The sequence below is a fragment of the Arcobacter iocasae genome (assembly GCF_042214795.1).
Taxonomy (GTDB): Bacteria; Campylobacterota; Campylobacteria; order Campylobacterales; family Arcobacteraceae; genus Arcobacter; species Arcobacter iocasae.
On sequence record NZ_CP090177.1, the window covers coordinates 1,428,687 to 1,449,052 of the forward strand.

The 20,366-nt window shown below is 28.7% G+C and carries 20 protein-coding genes; 9 read left to right on the plus strand and 11 right to left on the minus strand.

Going from position 1 to position 20,366, the window contains the following annotated elements; translation table 11 throughout:
- Positions 1–76: 76 nt before the first annotated feature.
- The 5 genes from LXN10_RS07155 to LXN10_RS07175 all read left to right on the plus strand — a co-directional run bounded on the left by LXN10_RS07155 (position 77) and on the right by LXN10_RS07175 (position 3,867).
- Positions 77–961 (plus strand): AraC family transcriptional regulator, encoded by an 885-nt coding sequence (locus tag LXN10_RS07155; RefSeq protein ID WP_375725171.1) that lies wholly within the window; start codon positions 77–79, stop codon positions 959–961.
- Between the two features lie 138 nt (positions 962–1,099).
- The gene (locus tag LXN10_RS07160) at positions 1,100–2,089 is read left to right on the plus strand and encodes a HEAT repeat domain-containing protein (protein WP_375725172.1); all 990 of its coding nucleotides are present in this window, start codon (positions 1,100–1,102) and stop codon (positions 2,087–2,089) included.
- A 51-nt stretch (positions 2,090–2,140) separates the two neighbouring features.
- Positions 2,141–2,536 (plus strand): VOC family protein, encoded by a 396-nt coding sequence (locus tag LXN10_RS07165; protein ID WP_375725173.1) that lies wholly within the window; start codon positions 2,141–2,143, stop codon positions 2,534–2,536.
- A 123-nt stretch (positions 2,537–2,659) separates the two neighbouring features.
- Positions 2,660–3,475: an OmpA family protein gene (locus tag LXN10_RS07170; protein ID WP_375725174.1), complete on the plus strand. Its 816-nt coding sequence runs from the start codon at positions 2,660–2,662 to the stop codon at positions 3,473–3,475.
- A gap of 2 nt (positions 3,476–3,477) precedes the next feature.
- Positions 3,478–3,867 carry a hypothetical protein gene (locus tag LXN10_RS07175; protein ID WP_375725175.1) on the plus strand — a complete coding sequence of 130 codons (390 nt, stop codon included), beginning with the start codon at positions 3,478–3,480 and terminating at the stop codon, positions 3,865–3,867.
- 3 nt (positions 3,868–3,870) lie between these two features.
- Here LXN10_RS07175 and LXN10_RS07180 read toward each other — a convergent pair whose 3' ends face one another.
- The 3 genes from LXN10_RS07180 to LXN10_RS07190 are packed head-to-tail and all read right to left on the minus strand — an operon-like array spanning position 3,871 to position 6,407.
- Complete coding sequence (locus LXN10_RS07180; protein WP_375725176.1) at positions 3,871–4,314, minus strand: low molecular weight protein-tyrosine-phosphatase; 444 nt, start codon at positions 4,312–4,314, stop codon at positions 3,871–3,873.
- A gap of 1 nt (position 4,315) precedes the next feature.
- Positions 4,316–5,032, minus strand: coding sequence for a carbon-nitrogen hydrolase family protein (locus tag LXN10_RS07185; protein WP_375725177.1), 717 nt, complete (start codon positions 5,030–5,032; stop codon positions 4,316–4,318).
- Complete coding sequence (locus LXN10_RS07190) at positions 5,007–6,407, minus strand: phosphomannomutase/phosphoglucomutase (RefSeq protein ID WP_375725178.1); 1,401 nt, start codon at positions 6,405–6,407, stop codon at positions 5,007–5,009. Before LXN10_RS07190 ends, LXN10_RS07185 begins: the two co-directional genes overlap by 26 nt.
- Positions 6,408–6,516: 109 nt before the next feature.
- Here LXN10_RS07190 and LXN10_RS07195 point away from each other — a divergent pair, with 109 nt between their 5' ends.
- Positions 6,517–7,146 (plus strand): LysE family translocator, encoded by a 630-nt coding sequence (locus LXN10_RS07195; RefSeq protein WP_375725179.1) that lies wholly within the window; start codon positions 6,517–6,519, stop codon positions 7,144–7,146.
- An 8-nt stretch (positions 7,147–7,154) separates the two neighbouring features.
- Here the strand turns inward: LXN10_RS07195 and LXN10_RS07200 are convergent, their stop codons facing one another.
- The 3 genes from LXN10_RS07200 to LXN10_RS07210 are packed head-to-tail and all read right to left on the minus strand — an operon-like array spanning position 7,155 to position 11,389.
- Positions 7,155–8,387: a glutamate-5-semialdehyde dehydrogenase gene (locus LXN10_RS07200; RefSeq protein ID WP_375725180.1), complete on the minus strand. Its 1,233-nt coding sequence runs from the start codon at positions 8,385–8,387 to the stop codon at positions 7,155–7,157.
- A 54-nt stretch (positions 8,388–8,441) separates the two neighbouring features.
- Positions 8,442–10,376 (minus strand): adenylate/guanylate cyclase domain-containing protein, encoded by a 1,935-nt coding sequence (locus LXN10_RS07205; protein WP_375725181.1) that lies wholly within the window; start codon positions 10,374–10,376, stop codon positions 8,442–8,444.
- Between the two features lie 38 nt (positions 10,377–10,414).
- On the minus strand, positions 10,415–11,389 hold the full coding sequence (locus tag LXN10_RS07210; protein ID WP_375725182.1) for a YhdH/YhfP family quinone oxidoreductase: 975 nt from the start codon (positions 11,387–11,389) through the stop codon (positions 10,415–10,417).
- Positions 11,390–11,495: 106 nt separating this feature from the next.
- Between LXN10_RS07210 and LXN10_RS07215 the strand changes: the two genes are divergently transcribed.
- On the plus strand, positions 11,496–11,840 hold the full coding sequence (locus LXN10_RS07215; protein WP_375725183.1) for a winged helix-turn-helix transcriptional regulator: 345 nt from the start codon (positions 11,496–11,498) through the stop codon (positions 11,838–11,840).
- Positions 11,841–11,842: 2 nt separating this feature from the next.
- On the opposite strand, the gene LXN10_RS07220 is transcribed toward LXN10_RS07215, so the two are convergent.
- Positions 11,843–12,535, minus strand: a complete 693-nt coding sequence (locus tag LXN10_RS07220) for an ABC transporter permease (RefSeq protein WP_375725184.1) — start codon at positions 12,533–12,535, stop codon at positions 11,843–11,845.
- Position 12,536: 1 nt separating this feature from the next.
- A complete protein-coding gene (locus LXN10_RS07225; RefSeq protein ID WP_375725185.1) occupies positions 12,537–13,427 on the minus strand; it encodes an NAD(P)H-dependent glycerol-3-phosphate dehydrogenase in 891 nt (296 codons plus the stop codon).
- Between the two features lie 151 nt (positions 13,428–13,578).
- Here LXN10_RS07225 and LXN10_RS07230 point away from each other — a divergent pair, with 151 nt between their 5' ends.
- Together LXN10_RS07230 and LXN10_RS07235 are read left to right on the plus strand one after the other, a co-directional pair.
- Positions 13,579–14,022: a MarR family winged helix-turn-helix transcriptional regulator gene (locus LXN10_RS07230; RefSeq protein ID WP_375725186.1), complete on the plus strand. Its 444-nt coding sequence runs from the start codon at positions 13,579–13,581 to the stop codon at positions 14,020–14,022.
- A complete protein-coding gene (locus LXN10_RS07235; RefSeq protein ID WP_375725187.1) occupies positions 14,012–15,145 on the plus strand; it encodes an MFS transporter in 1,134 nt (377 codons plus the stop codon). The genes LXN10_RS07230 and LXN10_RS07235 overlap by 11 nt, the downstream gene beginning before the upstream one ends.
- A 17-nt stretch (positions 15,146–15,162) precedes the next feature.
- Here LXN10_RS07235 and gatB read toward each other — a convergent pair whose 3' ends face one another.
- The 3 genes from gatB to LXN10_RS07250 form a co-directional block, all read right to left on the minus strand.
- Positions 15,163–16,581 carry an Asp-tRNA(Asn)/Glu-tRNA(Gln) amidotransferase subunit GatB gene (gene gatB, locus LXN10_RS07240; protein ID WP_375725188.1) on the minus strand — a complete coding sequence of 473 codons (1,419 nt, stop codon included), beginning with the start codon at positions 16,579–16,581 and terminating at the stop codon, positions 15,163–15,165.
- A 9-nt stretch (positions 16,582–16,590) separates the two neighbouring features.
- A complete protein-coding gene (locus tag LXN10_RS07245; protein WP_375725189.1) occupies positions 16,591–17,442 on the minus strand; it encodes a peptidylprolyl isomerase in 852 nt (283 codons plus the stop codon).
- 75 nt (positions 17,443–17,517) lie between these two features.
- Positions 17,518–20,349, minus strand: a complete 2,832-nt coding sequence (locus tag LXN10_RS07250) for an FAD-binding and (Fe-S)-binding domain-containing protein (protein ID WP_375725190.1) — start codon at positions 20,347–20,349, stop codon at positions 17,518–17,520.
- Between the last annotated feature and the right edge of the window lie 17 nt (positions 20,350–20,366).

Genomic DNA, 20,366 nt, shown 5'->3' on the forward strand with positions numbered 1-20,366 from the left:
TATTGGTTATAAAGTTATCTATTTTTGTTCAAAATATGTGCATAATATGTTAAGATTATAAAAGATAAGGATAAAGATGCAAAAAAGAAGTACTTATAACAAGAATGTTCAAATAGCAAATGATGCGATGTATTACATATATGAGTATATTGATACAGATATCAATATTGATGATTTAGCATTAAACTTTGGTATTAGTAAATTTCACTTGCATAAATTATTTAAAGAGGTTATGGGTATAAATATATATGAAACCATAAAATCAATAAGATTGCAAAAGGCTTCAAGTCTACTTCTTACAAATAAATACTCAACTATAACTCAAGTGGCTTCTATGTGTGGGTATTCTTCTCAAACTTCTTTTATACGAGCTTTTAAAGAGAGATTTCATCAAACACCAAAGGCATGGAGGAATGGAGGAAATGAAGAGTATTCTGCAAATATATTAAAAAATTCTACGATGCTTTTGTATGAAAAAAAAGGTCTTGAAAATATTGAACCAAAAATAGTAAAATCAAAGGCTTTAAAAACTTATTACATAAGACAAAGAGGATATTTAAAAGAAGATGTCATAAAGATTTGGCAGAAACTTCAAGCTTGGGTTTATACAAATAATATAACAAAATATGATGAAATAGGAATATATCATGATAATCCAACCATAACTCCCCACAATGAGTGCTTTTATGTGGCAGGAATTATTCCAAGAGGTGAAGTAGACTTATCAAATACCAGTCTTCCTATATTCTACACGCCAGAGGCTTTATATGCAACCTTTGAGATAAAAGGAAAGATGGGAGATATTCTTAGGTTTATTCAATGGGCTTATCAAGAATGGCTTCCAAATAGTGGTTTTGAAACAACAACAAATCCCCCTTATGTAATATTTAAAAAGAATCATTTCCTAAATGAAGATAGACTTTTTGAAGCAACTTATTATTTACCTATTCAATATGTGTAAATACTTTAAAAATTAAAATAAATAATATTTCTGTCTTATTAAAATCTTTTAGTTATATTAAGTTTCATTAATAGTTTATATGGTAATATAACTAAAATTTTTATATAACTAAAATATATTAAATAATCAGGAGAAATAATGAAAAATAAATTTAAGTTAATGGGGCAAATCACAATAGTTTTGGCTATTATTTTTTCTTTTCAAGCTTGTACATTAAAAGTACCATTAAAAACTGTTTCAGAATCTGAAAATGTTTATGTACCTTCTTTAGAAAAAAAAGATAGTATAAATGTTAGTTTTAATGATGGACTAGGGGAAACACCTCAAATAGTAACGGGAATTTTTGAAAAAGCAATATTTTTAGAAAAAGATGATAAAAGCCTTGAAGCATATCATTTTATGTCAAATGCAATAAAAAATGAACTTCAAGCGAGAAAATTACCAATCAACTTTGATGATAAATCAAAACAATCACTGATTTTGAAGAAGTTTGAAATATTTACACACAGAAGCTCTGGTTTTTCTCCTATAGTTACAATCTCTATGTTAAAAGTCACAGCAAATATAGGTAATGAAGAAAAAGTATTTACATCTGTAGTGAAAAGAGGAAAAGTACCAATTTGGGCACCAGAAGAGATTATTGATCCTTGTTTTAATGAACCTATTATGCTTATGGTAAAAGAAGTTGTAGCAAAAATTAATAAGGCGTATTTCAATTACCAATTAAGTGATAAAAAAGTTACAGAGATAATAAATAAAATAGAAACAGGTATAAATTCAAAAGATAGTTTGAATTATATAAATATGTATGAATTGGGTTTTTCAAATAATGAAAAAGCACTTGATTTCGTAAAATCTTATAATAATAATTCTGATGAATATTTGAGATTAGCATCTATTGCAGTATTAGGTTTATTAGGTGGAGAAAAAGAATTTTTATATTTAACAAGTATTTATAGAAATGCAAAACTTTGGCAAGATAGAGCTATGGCCTTAAAAGCTATTGCTGATATAGGAACAGAAGAGAGTAAAAAGTTTATTGAACTAGAAAATAATCTTTGGCAAACACAAGATACAAAAGAAGGGAAATGGAATAATATGATTTTAAAGTTATATGAAAAAAATTAATTTTTCATATAACTTATACTATTAAATTAACTTATTTTGCTATAATTTTTTATGATAAAAATAAACCACTTAGACCATCTTGTACTAACTGTTAAAAATATAGATGCCACAGTAGAGTTTTATACTCAAATTTTAGGTATGGAAAAAGAAGTTTTCAAAGGCACACGAATTGCCTTAAAATATGGAAATCAAAAGATAAATCTACATCAAGTAGGCAAAGAATTTGAACCTAAAGCTTTTAATGTAAAAGAGGGAAGTGCTGATTTATGCTTCATTGTAGATACTCCTGTAAAAGAAGTAAAAGAGTTCTTAGAATCAAAAAATATAGAAATTATAGAAGGAATAGTTCCAAGAACTGGTGCAATGGGAAATATAAAGTCTATTTATATAAGAGACCCTGATATGAATTTAATAGAGTTATCAAATTATAATAATAATTCTTTCTAAATTAAATAATAAATTAAATATTTATTATAAGAATTAGTTTATTTTCTTATTAATATTATTATTTTTTGTTGAAAAATATAATTTTTTTAGATACAATTAATAGATTTAACTAAAGAGAGTTGCATGAGTATTCTAAAACAAATAATTTTTTTGTCATTTCTTCTAATAGCAATTATGGTTGCTTGTGTATATTTATATATAAATCAAGATAAATTTGGAACAAATACTTTTTATACTCCATCTTCTTCACAGAAAATAATTATTCCAGAAAAAATAGATACTAATAAAGAAGAAATAATAGACGAATCACCTGAAAAAGTTGAGCCACCAATAAATGAAGATCAAAAGGATGATGCTGTTATTGAAGAAAATACAGATGAAGATCAAAAAAAGGTCGATGAATTAGAAAAACCTGATATAGAAAATAGTGATGTATTAGTAGATGAAAAAAAAGAAGTTTCCGAGACTACAAAAGCTGTAATACCTGAAGATAAAAAAATAGAAGAACTTTCTCATAAAATACAACCTAAAAATATCCAAGAAAATGTAGTCTCTCCTAAAGTAAATAATAACAGTAAAACCCAAGAAGAGATAAATGCAGTTATATCAAAAGATAATATCTTCTTCAAAAGGTTAGGTACAGATATAACAGATGAGAGTTATAAAGTTGTAAAACAAATAGCAAAGATTTTACAAAATAACCCAACAGTTAAGATAGAAATAGGTGGACATACAGATGCAAAAGGTGAAGCTGATGTTAATCAGTGGATATCTTTACAAAGAGCAAAAAGTGTAAAAAAAGAGTTAGAGAAACTTGGAGTTTCGAAAGATAGAATTACAGCCGTTGGTTATGGGGAAACACAACCTTTAGTACCCAATGATAAAAATGGCTATTCTTCTGAGAACAGAAGAGTTGAATTTAAAATAATAGAGGAATAAATATGTTGATAATTGCTTCAAAAATAGTTTTCTGGTTACTAGCTGTTGCTATAATTGCAATGTATATAGGATTCTTAATTGGTAAACTAAGATATAAAAAAAGACAAGTTTCTTATGAAATAAATCCTATTTTAAGAAAGCCAGGAAATATATATAACAAACCTTTTATTTTAGGAAATCCAAGACCTACTGGTAAAGATGATTTAAAAGTTATTGAAGGAATCGATCATCAAATGGAAAATAAATTAAATGCCCTTGGAATTTTCCATGTTGAGCAAATAGCTAAGTGGAGTGAAAAAAATATCGATTGGATAGAAGAGTATTTTTCTATTGACAATAGAGTTGCCGAAGAGCAATGGGTAGAAAAAGCAAAAGCAATCATAAAAAGATAGAGTTTACTTCTCTACCTTTTCTTTTATTAAATTTTTAACACAAGTCTCAATCATCTCGAAAACTTTATCAAAACCTTCAAAACCATCAAAAAAATAGGGGTCAGGAACATCTTCACCCTCATATCCAAAGTCACCTATTAATAGAGGATTTTTACATCCTAAGCTTTTTAATGAAGCGATATTTTTAGAATCAAGCCCTACTATTAAATCAAATTTTTTAAAATCTTCTTTTTGTACTTGTCTTGCTTTATAATTTGAAATATCAAGACCTTTTATTTTTGCTATTTTTTGAGAGTCTAAACAAGGTGCTTCACCTATATGCCAAGAGCCTGTTCCACAAGAATCAACTTCTATATCATAATTAATTTGTTTGGCATACTCTTTTGCAATAGCTTCTGCAAGTGGTGACCTACATATATTTCCTAAGCATACAAATAAAATCTTCATACTATTTTATGCCCACATCTAGATATTTTCTCATAAGTTTTATCTCTTTTAAATCAATTACTTTAGAGATAAGTTCTTTATTATCATCTATCGTTACATCTCCAAAAGGAGTGATGATAGCTGAGCTTTTAGCACAAGACTCATCTGCACTATCACTTGCTATTACAAAGCATTGGTTGGCTACTGCTAAGGCTCTACATAGGGTTTCATAGTTATCTTTTCTTTTTGCTCCCCACATGGCAGGTACAAGTATAATATCTGCTCCTTGAAGTTTTTTCCAATAATCTAAAAATCTAAGTTCAAAACATATAAGAACACCTACTTTCAAACCATCAAAATCAAAAAGTTTTATGTCCTCTTCTCTCCCACTTTCAAAATACTTGTTTTCATCATTTATTGCAAAAAGTTTTATTTTTGATTGCTTATGTAAGATTTTACCCTTATGGAAGATATAAAAAGTATTGAAGTACTCTTCACACTCTTTATTTGTCATAGTAAGACTTATTGTTCTGTCTTTTGAAAGTTGGGTTAGCTTATCGATAGCCGTTCTAGCAAACTTTCCTGCTTCTATTATTCGCCCATAAGCATAACCGGTAAGGCATAGCTCAGGAGCTAAAATAAAAGAGTCCTTTGGTGTTTGCAAAATAAGTTTTTCAAGATGGTTTAAATTATCTTGAAAGTTTGTACTAGGTTTAGTTTGTAGTGTTACTAAGTTCATTTTTACTTCTTAAAATTAATTCGTTTATTTTGTTTTCATAAAGTTTTGCAACTTCAAGGTCTGTTGACTCAAATCTAGTCACAAGTACTGGTGTCGTATTTGAAGCTCTTACCAAGCCCCAACCTTGGTCAAAAACAATTCTTACACCATCTACTTCTATGATATCTAAGATTTTAGGAAAGTCATCTCCTACAGTGATTAGATTCTTTTTAATTTGATGCATTAAAAGAAATTTTTCTTCTTCAGTTGTCTCTACTTTTATCTCTTCTGTTGAATATACCTTTGGTAATGAGTCTATCTCTTTATCTATATCCATGCCATTAAAAATAAGTTCTAAAAGTCTAAATGTAGCATAAATAGCATCATCAAAACCATAATATCTATCATTAAAAAAGATATGTCCAGATACTTCTGCTGCCATATCTGCATTTAGCTCTTTTAGTTTTACTTTTAAATTAGAATGTCCTGTTTTATACATAACAGCAGTGCCTGTTTCATTGATTCTATCATACATGATTTGAGTACATTTAACTTCACCAATGATTACTGGGTTTTTCATAGTTTTTGCAAAAAGCAGTGCCATGATGTCACCTTTTACATTATGATTTTTAGTTAAAAATGCAATTCTATCAGCATCTCCATCATAAGCAAAACCATACTCATAATCACCTTTTAGTTTTTCAATAACATCTTTTAGATTTTTTTCTTCACTTGGATCTGGATGATGATTTGGAAAAGTTCCATCTGGCTCACAATATAGTGCATCATAATTTAGCTCTAGTGCATCTAAAATATCTGTTAAAACAGTATCAGCAACACCATTTCCACAATCAATAATAAGCTTTTGTTTCATACCTTTTAGATGTGCAAACTCTGTTATCATATAGTTTTTATAGATACTTTTTACATCTATTTCTTTATAAGTTTCATTATCTTCGATAAGCATATTTTGGTTATTTGTAATTTCTTCACCCATAGAGTAAATATCTTCACCAAAAAATGGAGCATTGTTAATAGTTATTTTAAAGCCGTTGTAAGGACTTGGATTGTGGCTACCTGTTATCATAACTGAAGCATTTGGTTTTACCCCATCAAATTCTTGAAAAGAAGCAAAATAGTTAACTCCTGTTGCAACCATTCCCATACCTAAAACTTTGCAACCTGCTTTATTAAATCCAGATGTTAGAAAATTAAATAATTCAGGAGAGTGAGTTCTTGCATCATAACCAATTACTACAACTGGTTCTTGTACATTAGTTCTTTTTATCGCTTCTAATCCTAAATAATAACCTATAAGTTTTGAACTTTGTTCATTTAGTTCATCTCCTACAATTCCTCTAATATCATACTCTCTAAAAATACTTTTATTTATCATTATCTTCGCTTTTTTTATTTTGATTATATCAAAAAAGTATTTATATTACATTTGCTCTTGGGTATATTTGTTAAAGCTAAGAGTTGTTATAATTTTGAAAAGGAATTTTATGCTAGAACTTTCAAATCTTTATATGTTTATACTTGCTTCATTTTTATTATGTTTAGCTCCAGGACCTGATAATATCTATGTTTTAACTCAAGGTATGACAAAAAGTAAAAAAGCAGCTCTTGTTACGACTCTAGGTTTATGCTCAGGGCTTATTATTCATACAAGTGCAGCAGCTTTTGGGATATCTGTGATTTTTAAAACTTCAGAAATAGCTTTCAATATTGTAAAATTTGCAGGTGCTGCTTATTTATTGTATATTGCTTTTCAAGCTTTCAAGTATAGAAATGAACCCCTTGATTTATCGGTTCAAAACTCATCAAATGAGCTTAAAAAGCTTTATATAAAAGGGTTTTTTATGAATATTTTGAATCCAAAAGTTTCTATATTTTTCTTAGCTTTTTTACCACAATTTGTTACTCCAGAAAATGGAAGTGTTCCAATGCAAATGATAATACTAGGTTTAGTATTTATGGCTTTGACAATTATAGTTTTTTCATCTATTGGAATTGCTGGAAATCTTTTAAGTGCAAAATTAATACAAAAACCAAGTATCGTGAAGTATATGAATATTATGACTTCATTTGTTTTAGGGGGATTGGCTGTAAAGTTAGCTTTATCACAAAGATAGGAGAGCTCCTATCTTATTTGCCCATTACCATAAACTTTAAATTTAAAAGTTGTTAGGTCATTGATTCCCATTGGTCCTCTTGAGTGAAGTTTATTTGTAGAAATCCCAACCTCAGCACCAAGTCCAAAAGCTCCACCATCTGTAAATCTTGTACTTGCATTTGCATATACACAAGCAGAATCAACCTCATCTAAAAATTTATTTATACTACTATAGTTTTCACTTATTATTGCTTCTGAGTGACCTGAACCATGTTTTGCAATATGTGCAATTGCCTCATCCATATCTTTTACAACTTTTATAGCTAAGATATTTGCTAGGTATTCTGTGTCATAGTCATTTTCACTTGCACTATGTATGTCTATATAATTTCTTGTGATACTACAACCTCGTAGTTCCGTATCATTTTGCATAAATGCTTCATGTAATGGTGGCAAAATATATGCTGCTACATCTTTATGAATTAAAAGTGTTTCTAATGCATTACATGCACTTGGTCTTGAGCATTTTGCATTTACAGATATTGCTATTGCTTTTTCATGGTTTGCATCTTTATCAATATATGTATGGCAAACTCCCTTGTCATGTTTTACAACAGGAACAGTTGCATTTTCACTTACATATTTTATTAAAGATTCTCCACCTCTTGGTACTATTAAATCCACATATTTGTCTTGTTTTATCAAAAAAGCTACACCTTCTCTTGAAGAGTCTGGAAGTAATGAAATAGCATTTTGAGGAAGAGCATTATCATCTAATACTTTTCTTAAAATTGTTGCGATTGCTTTATTTGAGTTTTCAGCCTCTTTTCCACCTTTTAGAACACAAACATTTCCACTTTTAAAACAAAGCGCTGCTGTATCACTTGTAACATTTGGTCTGCTTTCATAAATGATTCCAATAACACCGATTGGAATAGATACTTTTTGAATATTTAAGCCATCTTCTGTAACCCAGCCATCAAGTGTTCTTCCTACTGGTTCTTTTAATGCTGCTATTTCTTTTATTGCTTTTGCCATAGCCATTACTCTATCACCTGTTAGAAGTAATCTATCTTTTAATGCTTCATCTAGGTTATTTACTCTTGCATTTTCCATATCTTTTTCATTGTGGTTAATTATATAATCGCAATGTTCAATTATAGCCTCAGCCATTTGATTTAGAACTTTGTTTTTTATTTCACCACTAAGTGTTGAGATATGTCTGCTTGTTTTTTTTGCTTCTACTAAAAATTGTTGCATGGAACTCTCTTTTTTAATATGATGTATATTTTGATTATTTTACCTAAAAAATCTTTAACTATTTTTTTCAATACTTAAAATTGTATTTTTTAAAGTACTAATAACACTACTTTTATCAATCTCATTTAAATCTAAAATCAGATTAAATCCACTTTGCTCTTCTATAATTGTACTATTGCTACTACTTGAAAGTACTTCATAGGTTTGTATAGGATGAGATATTCCCTTTACATTTAGTTCTTCTTTTTTAGTACATTTAATACTATCTTTAATAAACATATATGTTTCATTTGAGATTAAAATCTCATCGGGTCTTGCATTTGCTTCTAGCCTTGAAGCTAAATTTACAACCCCTCCTATAATAGTATAATCAAGTCTATTTTTAGAACCAAAATTTCCAACTGTACAATAACCACTATTTATTCCCATTCTTATGTGAAAGGGTTTACTTATTCCATCTTTTTGCCATTTAATTCTCAATCGTCCCATCTCTTCTTTCATCTCAATAGCCATATTTATACAAGAAACTGCATCTTCTACTTTACCATTTGAAAGTGGGTCTCCAAAGAAAATCATAATAGAGTCACCTATATATTTATCAATGGTTCCTCCATGTTTTATAGCAATACTTGACATAATGTCTAAGTACTCATTTAAAAGTTGGGTTAAAATCTCTGTTTCAACAGTATCTGTTAAATCAGTAAAGCCTTTGATATCTGAGAAAAATACAGTTAAATACTTTCTTTTTGATTCTAATTGCACATCTTGTTTTCCAGTAAAAATAGATTCAAAAATTTGAGGTGAGAGATATTTTGCAAGTTTATTTGATAAGTTTTCTAAAATATCTTTTTGATTTTGGATATTTACTAAAGCTGTTTGTAGTTCATTTGTTCTCAATTTGATTTTTTCTTCTAGGGTATCTTGGTTTTCTTTAATATTTTTGGCCATAGAGTTAAATGTTTTTGCTATTTCATTAAATTCTTTATCATCTTTTATGACTATGTTCACATCATAGTCTCCGTTTCTTAATTTTTGTACACCTATTTTTAGTTTTTTTATTATCAAAGTAAGTCTTGAAGTGATATATAAAGTTATAATAAAAGTAATAAAGGCAATACTTACTACTAAGATAAACTCTAAAGTAGATACTTTATTTAAAAACTGGCTAGTTATTTCTTCTATTTTCCCCTCAATTGAAATTGAGACTTGTTTATTCTCTTTTAGTATAGAGATAAGTTTTTGCACTAGTTCTTTTTCTTGATTCTCTATATCGCTTATATTTATCGCTAATGTACCAACTTTTTTGACTGTTTTTTTATAATCATCAAACAAGTTTACTAGGCTTTTTTCTTCTTTATTTAATTCTTGTATAATTTTATCTATAGAGTTTAACCATTTACTAAATCTTGCTTCATCTTTATGTTGATAAAGAGTCTCTTTACTATAATATTTTAAGTTGCCAAATTCTTGAATTAATGATAGATTATTTGTTTTAAAGATAAGATTTTGTAAGCTATTTCTTGTGTCATTCTCTTTGGGGTAAATATTTTTAAATAAATTATCATTATAAATATGTTTTTTTTGGAAACTATATACTTCATCAAAAATTAATTCAATAGCATGTTCATTTTCAAATAGTTTATTTAAATATTTTGTAATGTAGCTGTTTTGACGAATATTACTTAATATATTATCTATGAAATCTTTTTCATTTTTTTTGAGAATTTCACTCTTTAAGTATTCAAAGTCTTTTTCATAAGAGTTGAAATTCTTTTTTATTTCATTTAAATTATCAGTGGAGTTTTCTACCGTTGCTAAATTAATAAGTTCATTCATATCTTCTTGGATAATGATTAATTTTGAAATCTCTTTTGCAAAACTAGAGTTCTCTTTCATATGATATGTTGTTATTAAACTAAGAGAACTAATAGAAAGAATAAACAGAATTAGTACGGCAAAACTATAAATTACTTTTTTTCTTATATTCATAGAGTCTCTTTATTTTGGAATAATTAGACTCTATAATATTATATTTTTACTAAAAATCTCCCTGAAGCTTTACCTGCAAGTAATGCATCATATGCATCTTTTATCTCATCCAATGATATTTCATTTGTAAGTTGTGCTAAATTTTCTATTTTAAACTCATCTGCAATTTTTTCCCAAGCTGCAATTTTTTTCTCAATTTTGCACTCAACTGAATCAATACCAATAAGTCTAACTCCTCTTAGAATAAACGGAAATACATTTGTATTCAATGCAAAAGAAGAAGTTAATCCACAACAAGTAACCACTCCATCATATCTTACTATTTTTAAAGCTTCTGCTAAAATATTTCCACCAACTGTGTCAATTACTCCATCAAATTTTTCACTTCCCATTGGTCTTTTATTTTCCACATCAAATTCACTTCTTAAGATAACTTCACTTGCGCCTAAATCTTTTAAAAATGGTATTTTATCCTCTTTCCCACTGATTGCAGTTGTATTAAATCCAAGTTTATGCAAAATACTTATTGCAATACTTCCAACTCCACCTGTTGCTCCTGTAACTAAAATATTACCCTTTGTAATACCATTTGCAAGTAATTCATTAACACTTAAAGCAGCTGTTAATCCAGCTGTCCCATAAGTCATAATTTCTCTATCTGTGATAGTATCTGGAATTTTAACTACCCATGAATCTGGAACTTTAACAAACTCTTGATGACCACCATCTGTATTCATACCAAAATCATAACCAGTTACTAAAACTTTCTCTCCTATAGAAAATTTATCTGAGTTTGATTTTTCAACTACACCTGCAACATCGATACCTGTCACATGTGGAAAGTTTCTTGTAACTCCTGGATTTCCAACAGAACTTAGCGCATCTTTATAATTAAGTGAAGAGTATGTTGCTTTTATTAAAACCTCATTTTCTCCAATTGTAGGGATGTCTATTTCTTTTAATCCTGATTGAAATTTTTTATCTTCTAATTTTTCTACTATATATGCTTTCATATTTATCCTTTATTTACTTATTTTAAAACTTTAGCTAAAATTAGACAAAAGAACAAGTACTTACTAAAAGTAAATGTACTATCTAAAAAGATACTATGGAATAAAAATGACTAAAAAAATAGATAATGATTTTCAAAAAAATATTGAAAAATGTCCAGTAGAAACTGCCCTTGATGTACTAGCTGGAAAGTGGAAAATACTAATTTTATGGTATTTAAAAAGTGAAACAAAAAGATTTAATGAATTACAAAAACTTCTTCCAAGAACGACACAAAAGATGTTGATACAAAAGTTAAGAGAGTTAGAAGAAGATGGAATAGTTCATCGTGAAGTTTATCCTGTCGTTCCACCAAAGGTTGAATATTCCTTGACTGATTATGGGAAAACATTAAAACCTATATTAAAACAACTCTATCTTTGGGGTGAAATTCATAAAAATAAAGATTTATAATTTTAGGCTTTAGATTTTTTTAGTGAGAAATATATAATGGCACTAATTCCTGCACTTGATAAAATCATAGTCATAATCATGATTTGATATCTAACCGCAATCAAAGGATCAATACCAGAGAGTATTTGCCCTGTCATCATTCCAGGTAGGGAAACCAGTCCAACTGCTAGTAAAGAGTTTATTTGGGGTATTAAACAGGCTTTAAAGGCTACTTCTCTTGCTTTTTCAAAAGGAACATCTCTGCTTATCTCCTTTTCATATCTCTCTATGGCTAAAGATAGGGCATTCATTGTATTTGCAAATATCATCCCTGCTATTGGTATTACATATCTTGGTTCATAAAGAGTATGTAAGTCAAGTACAAAAGCTATGATTAAAATAAGATGTATTATTCCAGATATTGCAATTGATATCAATATTTTACTGTAGTGATTAATTGATCTATCTTGAGTATTTCTTAACGCAATCCAAGTTGATACTGTAATCATAAAAATTATGATTGATAAACCAACGAAATCATTTTTTTCTTTAAATAAGTAAATTAAAAAATATCCTATTACTAGTAGTTGTACCACCATCCTAATAGTTGATGTGATTATTTCATATTTATCATTTGTCCATTTTTTATAATAATACCACACAATAAAAAGAGGTAAAATCGAATAGGCTAAATGAGTAAATGGAATGATTTGCATTTTAGCTTTTTAACAAATCTTTTAAACTATCTATTGGCTCTTTGCCATCAAGTATTTTTTTTACTTCATTTGCTATTGGAGTATAGATATTATACTGCTTAGATAGTCTATATATTGCTTCTGCTGTTTTAACACCTTCTGCTACTTCTCCTAATTCTTTTAAGATAGTTTCGAGTTTTTTATTAAGTGCTAGTCCTTGACCTACTCTATAATTTCTACTCATAGTAGAACTGGCTGTTAAAAACAAATCCCCTGCTCCACTTAATCCTAAAAAAGTAGATTTCTTTGCTCCAAATTCTTTACCAAATCTTGCCATTTCTACTAAACCCCTTGAAATCAAAGAAGCTCTTGCATTATTTCCAAGTTTTAAACCATCACAAATACCACTTGCTATAGCCAATACATTTTTATAAGCACCTGCTATTTCTGCTCCAATTATATCTTTTGAGTGATAAGTTTTTAAGTATTCTGGGAAAAACGGGCTAAATTCATTATATAATTTTTTTGATTTTGAGTTTATAACTATTGCTGCTGGTAATGCTTTTATAACTTCTGCTGCAAATGAAGGACCTGAAATAAAACCAATATTCTTATTTGGTACAAATTTCTCATATATTTCATTAAGAAATTTTCCACTAGATGCTTCAATACCTTTTGAGGCTACAAGTACTTTTTGCCCTTTATAAACAAAATTTTCTTTTAGCCATTTTTTTATTTCTTGGGCAGGAATTGCGATAATTAGGTATTCACAATTCATTGCAGTTTCTAAATCAACAAAGTTTTTAATATCCTTTTTTGTTCTTGAACTTATATAAACTTCTTGTTTTAAACTAAGAGCAAAATGTAAGGCTTGTCCCCATTTCCCTGCTCCTATAACTGCAATTTTTTTCATAAAATACCTTTAAAATAAATAAATAATGTGCATCATAATATCTAAATATTGCTTTTAAATATTTTTGCTTTATTTTTTCGTAGTTAAAAATATAAAATAATTTTAAGGGATATGTAAAGTTGTATATGCAACTATTATGCAAGGAGTTTAAATGAAAGATGTAAAAAAGGTATCTCTTCCTCATAAAGTTACGCAAACTGCATATAAAATTAATCAATTTTTATCAAAAGATTTAAGTGAGTTTGATATCGCACCAGAACAAAGGGTAATTCTTGAAGTTATTGATAAGAATACTAAGATTTCACAAAATGAGTTAAGCCAATACTTAAAAAAAGACAAAACTACAGTATCTAGAACTTTAGATGTGATTGAAAAGAAAGGTTATATTGTAAGAAAATATACAAATGAAGATAAAAGAATAAAATTTATTACACTAACTTCTTTTGGAAAAGATGCTTTAGATAAAACAGAAAAAATAGTTACTTCATTTAGAGAAAAAACTTTAAATAATTTTTCTAAAGAAGAGATAGATACATTTTTTGATTTTTTAGAAAAACTTACATTAAATATTGAGAGAAATGATAGTGAAGAATAAAAAACTTGGTAGAAATATTATGGTTTTGGCTATTTTTTTAGCCTTTATGGGAATGGGAGTTGTTGATCCAATTTTGCCAGATATTGCACGAAAATTAGGAGCTAACCACTGGCAAGTTGAGATGCTTTTTAGTGCTTATATTTTAATGATGGCTTTTATGATGTTACCAGCTGGTGTCCTTGCAACTAAATATGGGGATAAAGTGATTATGGTATCAGGATTAGGTTTAGTTTCTGTTTTTGCTACTTTATGTGCTTTGTCCAATTCTATATTTGAAATATCTTTATTTCGTGCTGGTTGGGGCTTCTCAAATGCAATGTTTTTTTCAACAGCCTTAGTAATACTTATTGCTTTGTCCCATGAATACCAAAAAGCTGTAAGTTTATTTGAAGGGGCTATTGGTTTTGGAATATCTGCTGGTCCTTTACTTGGAGGATTATTGGGTAATCACTCTTGGAGATATCCCTTTTTAGCCACAGGGGCATTGACTTTAATTGCTTTTATTGCAGTAATTCTTTTTGTAAAGATTCCAAAAGCACAAGATAAGAGAAAAAGTATTTCATTAGCAGATTTAAAAGCTCTTTTTTCAAATAAAAAATTTATATTAATTTCTATTTCTGCAATGTTATATTTTTATGGTTTTATTGTAGTACTTGCATATTCTCCTTTAGTTGTAAATCTAAATCCTATAGAAATAGGTTTATTATTCTTTGGTTGGGGATTGGCTTTAGCTTGTGGGTCTATAATTATTAGTACAAAATTAGAAAAGATGTATAAAGTTAAGCAAATAATACCTGTGAGTGTATTTATTTTTTCAATGATACTTTTATGTATCATGGGAACTAATAGTAAATCACTAATGATTATGCTAATAATACTTTCAGGGCTTTTATCTGGTATTAATAACTCACTTTTAACTTCTTATGTTATGGAAATAAATTTTGAGAAAAATATTATATCTGGAGGATTTAATTTCTTAAGATGGATGGGAGCTGCTTGTGCACCAATTATATCTGGGTACATTGCTGGTGTTACTAATAATATGCAACTACCTTTTCTAATAGCTGCTTTGTTATCTTTAATATCTTGTTTATTGTTATTTAAATTAAGAGTTGCAAAGTAGAGAAGTCTCTACTTTGTTTATGCTAATCTTTGTTTTAAAAGTTCACTTACTTTTTGAGGATTTGCAGTACCTTTACTAGCTTTCATAGTTTGACCTACGAAGAAAGCAAACATTTTTTCTTTTCCTGCTTTGTATTCTTCAACTTTGTCTTGATTGTTAGTTAAAATTTCATCAATCATAGTTAGTAAAGCACCATCATCAGATACTTGTTTTAATCCTAGTTTTTCAATGACATCATCAACACTTGCGTCATTTTCCATTAGGTAATCAAGTACTTCTTTAGCAGCTTTCCCAGAGATAGTATCATCTTCGATTTTTTTAACTATTGTTGCTAGTTTTTTAGCATCAACTGGTGATGATGTAAGCGAATCTGTTAATCTTCCTTGTAGTTCAACTGTTAACCAAGTAACTGCATTTTTACCACTAATTCCTTCTTCTAACATCTCTTCAAAGAAGTGTGCCATCTCAAGTTGACTTGTAATAACACTTGCATCATAATCTTTAATTCCATACTCTTTTACAAATCTAGCTTTTTTCTCATCTGGAAGTTCTGGGATTTGTGAATATTTTTCCATCATTTCATCTGTAATAATTACAGGTCTTAAATCTGGGTCTGGGAAATATCTATAATCAGCCGCATCCTCTTTCCCTCTCATAGAACGAGTTTCACCTTTTTCTGGGTCAAATAGTCTTGTTTCTTGTACTATCTCAGTTGAGTGAATACCATCTTCCCAAGCTTCAATATGTCTATTTACTTCATAAGCAATTGCTTTTTCAATAAATTTAAATGAGTTCATATTTTTGATTTCACATCTTGTATAAAGGTTTGTATCACCTTTTGGTCTAATAGAAACATTAACATCACATCTAAAGCTTCCCTCTTGCATATTAGCATCACTAATTCCAAGGTATCTTACTATTGAATGAAGTTTTTTAAGATATAAAATTGCTTCTTCAGCTGTTCTCATATCTGGTTCACTTACTATTTCAAGTAAAGGTGTTCCAGCTCTATTTAAATCCACATGTGAAACTGCTCCTGCATGGATATTTTTACCCGCGTCATTTTCTAAGTGAGCTCGTGTTACTCCAATAGTTTTTTGGCTTCCATCAGGAAAATCAATAACTAATTCTCCAAGTCCTACAACAGGAACTTCAAATTGAGATATTTGGTAACCAGATGGTAGGTCAGGATAGAAATAGTTTTTTCTATTAAAAATAGATTTTTGATTAATTTTTGATTTTAATGCAGTTCCTAACATAATTGCTTTATGAACAGCCTCTTTATTTAATACAGGAAGAGCTCCTGGAAGACCTAAACAAGTAGGACATACATTTGTATTTGGATCTTCTCCAAAACTAGTTGCACACGAACAAAAAAGTTTACTATTTGTGTTCAGTTGTACATGTACCTCAAGACCTATTATTACTTCAAACATCTATTTCCTTTATCTTATCACTTTTATATCAGCTGTTAATTTTAATTTTTCAAAATATTCTTTTAAGAATTTTTGTTCTCTTTCACCCATTAATGCATTAAAGATTTTTTCTTTTACATCATCAAATTTTAAAGTAGTAACTCCACTTTTACTTTTTACAAAAAACATTACAAAAGTTCTATCTGCTGTAAAAATTGGTGTAAAAGTACCATCTTTTGTATCATTTAAAAGGAATTTCAATTGTGGATTTAATTTATCTTGCTCTAAAGTAAAGTCTTTTTTTACAACATCATTTAAAAGTGCCATTGGATTTTGAGATATTGTTATTAAAGATCTTTTATTTTTACTAGCATATTGAGTTACATTTATTTTTGCGGCAGTCGTAAACATTGCTTGGTTATTGTCATAATAAATTTTTAAATCTTCTTGTGTAGCAACTGGAATATTACCTCTTACTAGTTTCTCTGCTAATTTTCTTTTTAAAATCTCTTTTTTAGTTCGTTCTTCAAACTTATCAAAGTCTTTATTTTTTTGTCTAAGGATTGATTTAAATGTGTATAAATCCATACCATTAGAAGCAGCTAGTTTTTCTAAATAATCATTAACTTCAAAAATATCAACTGTTATATTTTGTTTTTCAAGCTCTTGCTTATACAAAATCTCATCAATTAATGCACTAACAGCATCTGCTTTTTTTAAGTTAGTTTCAGCCATCTTTTCATTTATATCATTTGTAGTTATTGGTTCATCATTCACTGTTAAAGCTAAGGCATCTATCATTTGTGCATTTGAAAATGTAAATGTTGCCATCAAAGTAAAAAGAACTCTTTTAGCAAAAAGTTTAATTTGCTTATCTTTCATCGTTTAATCCTTTTTTATAAAGCAAATATTCTACCACAAAGTTGGTAAAATATTTGTTTGATGAAAGTTGTGTTTTTAAACTTTAGTAGAACTACATCTATTTACTAAATATAAAATCGAATTATAGTCAAGCCCTGAATGTTCACTTAAACCTATTTCACAAGTTTTTGATGTAGAAAATGCAAGTTTTGCTCTTGATGTTTGCTCTTTTAGTTTGTTAAGTGCTGAATCATTTAGTTCAGGGAAATTAAATCCTCTATCCCCTGCAAATCCACAACATTTTACATCTGTTGGAACTATTACTTCATTTGCACATAATTTTGCAAGATCAATAAATTTTTCATGTATACCCATTTTTCTTGAACTACAAGTTGAGTGAATTGTTATTGGTTCATCTATTTTTGTAAGTTCTAATTCATTTACTACATAGTCTAAACAAAATTCAATAGGTTCATAAATCTTGATATCGCTAATAAAACTTTCGTGCATCTTTTTAGTACAAGGACTTGTATCACATAAAATTGGATATTCGCCATTAGCACTTGCATCTATTAAAGCTTGTTCTAGTTGGATAGATTTGTGTTCAGCTTGTTTTTTAAATCCTTTTGAAGAAAAAGGCATACCACAACATAACTCTTCAAGTTCTTTTGGTAATATGATTTCAAAACCTGCTTTTTGAAGAACTTCAACTGTTGTATCATATAGATTTTTCTCTTCTTGAGAAAAACTACTTTGTCCCATAGTTCTACTTAAGCAAGAAGGGAAATAGACTACTTTTTTATCACTTGCTTTATTTACAAATTTTTTATTTATACTTAAACCACTTGGTAATGTTGCACTCCATTTTGGTGTTCCTAGAAGTCTTCTAAAGCTACTTGTCATTCCACTCATTAAAGAAGTACCTACTAAATTGTGAACAAGATTTGCACCTTTTAACCCTACTCTCATTCCACTTAATGTTGTAGAAAAGTTATTTGCAATAAATGTTGCAATCTTATCTTGAGTTGGAGTTATTCTTTCATGTCTTAGATACTTCGTAAGAGCTCCAGTATCAATTCCAACTGGACAAGCAGTTGAACATAAGCTACATGTTGCACAGGTTTCTAAGCCATCATATACATATGCTTCTTTTAATTCATCAGCTTCTTTTTGTTCACCAATTGATTCTAATCTACTTATTTCTCTATTTGCTACAATTCTATGTCTAGGAGTAAAAGTAATGGCATTTGAAGGACACATTGGTTCACAAAATCCACACTCAATACAAGTATCAACTAAATCATTAGTTTGTGGTAGTGGTTTTAAGTTTTTTAAATGGGCTTGTTTATCATGATTTATTATTACGCCTGGATTTAAAATACCACTTGGGTCAAATATATTTTTAATACTTTCCATCATATTAAATGCAGCTTTCCCCCATTCTAACTCTATAAATGCAGCCATATTTCTACCTGTCCCATGTTCTGCTTTTAAGCTTCCTTGGTATTTTAGGGCAACTGAATTAGTAACATCATTCATAAATTCATCATATCTTTTTATCTCTTTTTCATCATTGAAATCCTGGGTAAATACAAAGTGAAAATTCCCATCTAAGGCATGTCCAAAAATAAGTGCTTCGTGGTAACCATGTTTTTCAAATAAGCTTTGAAGTTCTAATGTTGCTTCTGATAAAGATTCTATTGGATAAGCAACATCTTCAATAATAACTGTTGTTCCTATTTTTCGTACAGCTCCAACAGCTGGAAAAAGACCTTTTCTTATTTTCCAAAATAGTGTATATTCTTCTACTTTTGAAGTGAATTCTATATCTCTTACAGTTGTAAATTCACTTAAAAGAGTCTCTATTTCTTTTGTTTGTTTTGTTAAGTTTGTTTTTTTATTAGCTCTTGTTTCCACTAATAAAGCTGTTACTTCATTATTGAACTGTTTTAAATACTCTGGCATTCCTTCTTTATCTTGTACAGATTTTAAGGCTTTATTATCCATAAGTTCAACAGCATCTACAACTATTTTTTTATCATCTTTTGCTAATTTTATTTTTGCTACGGCATCACAAGCATCTTTAATATTTTTAAAAAATATTAAAGCACTTGCTTTATTTGGATAATCTTCTACTGTGTTATAAGTCACTTCTTCAATAAAGGCTAAAGTACCTTCACTTCCAATTATTAAGTGAGATAAAATATCAAATTCATCTTCATAATCAATAAGGGCATTTAAAGAGTACCCACATGTATTTTTTATCTTATATTTTTTCTCTATTAACTTACTTAATTCTTGATTGTCTTTTGTTATTTTTGCTAACTCTTTTAAATCATTTAAAAGTTTTCCATGCTCTTTTTTAAACTCTTTTTTTGATTTTTCACTAGCTGTATCAAGTCTTGTTCCATCTGCCATAATTAGTTTTATTGATTTTAGTGTTTTATATGAGTTTTGTGCTGTCCCACAACACATACCTGAAGCATTATTAGCTGCAATTCCACCTATCATAGCTGCATTTATACTTGCTGGATCTGGACCTATCTTTTTATTAAACTCTTTTAATATGTTATTTGCTTGTTCACCTGTAATTGCTGGTTCTAAGCTTATATAACTTTTATCTTCTGCCAATTTAAAATTAGTAAATTTTCTTGATGTAATTATCAAAATAGAATCACTAATTGCTTGTCCTGATAAAGATGTTCCCCCTGCTCTAAAAGTGATTGGTAATTCTCTTTTATACGCTTCTTTTATGATAGCTTGCACTTCATCTGAATTGTCTGCTTTTATTACAACTTTTGGAAGTAATCTATAAAATGATGCATCAGTTCCATAAACTAAAGTGTGAAGTTTATCTGTAAAAATTCTATTATGTTCAATATTTTTAGAAATGCTTTCTAAAAAATCTTTGTATTTCCCTTCTAACATTCAAAATCCTTTTTTAT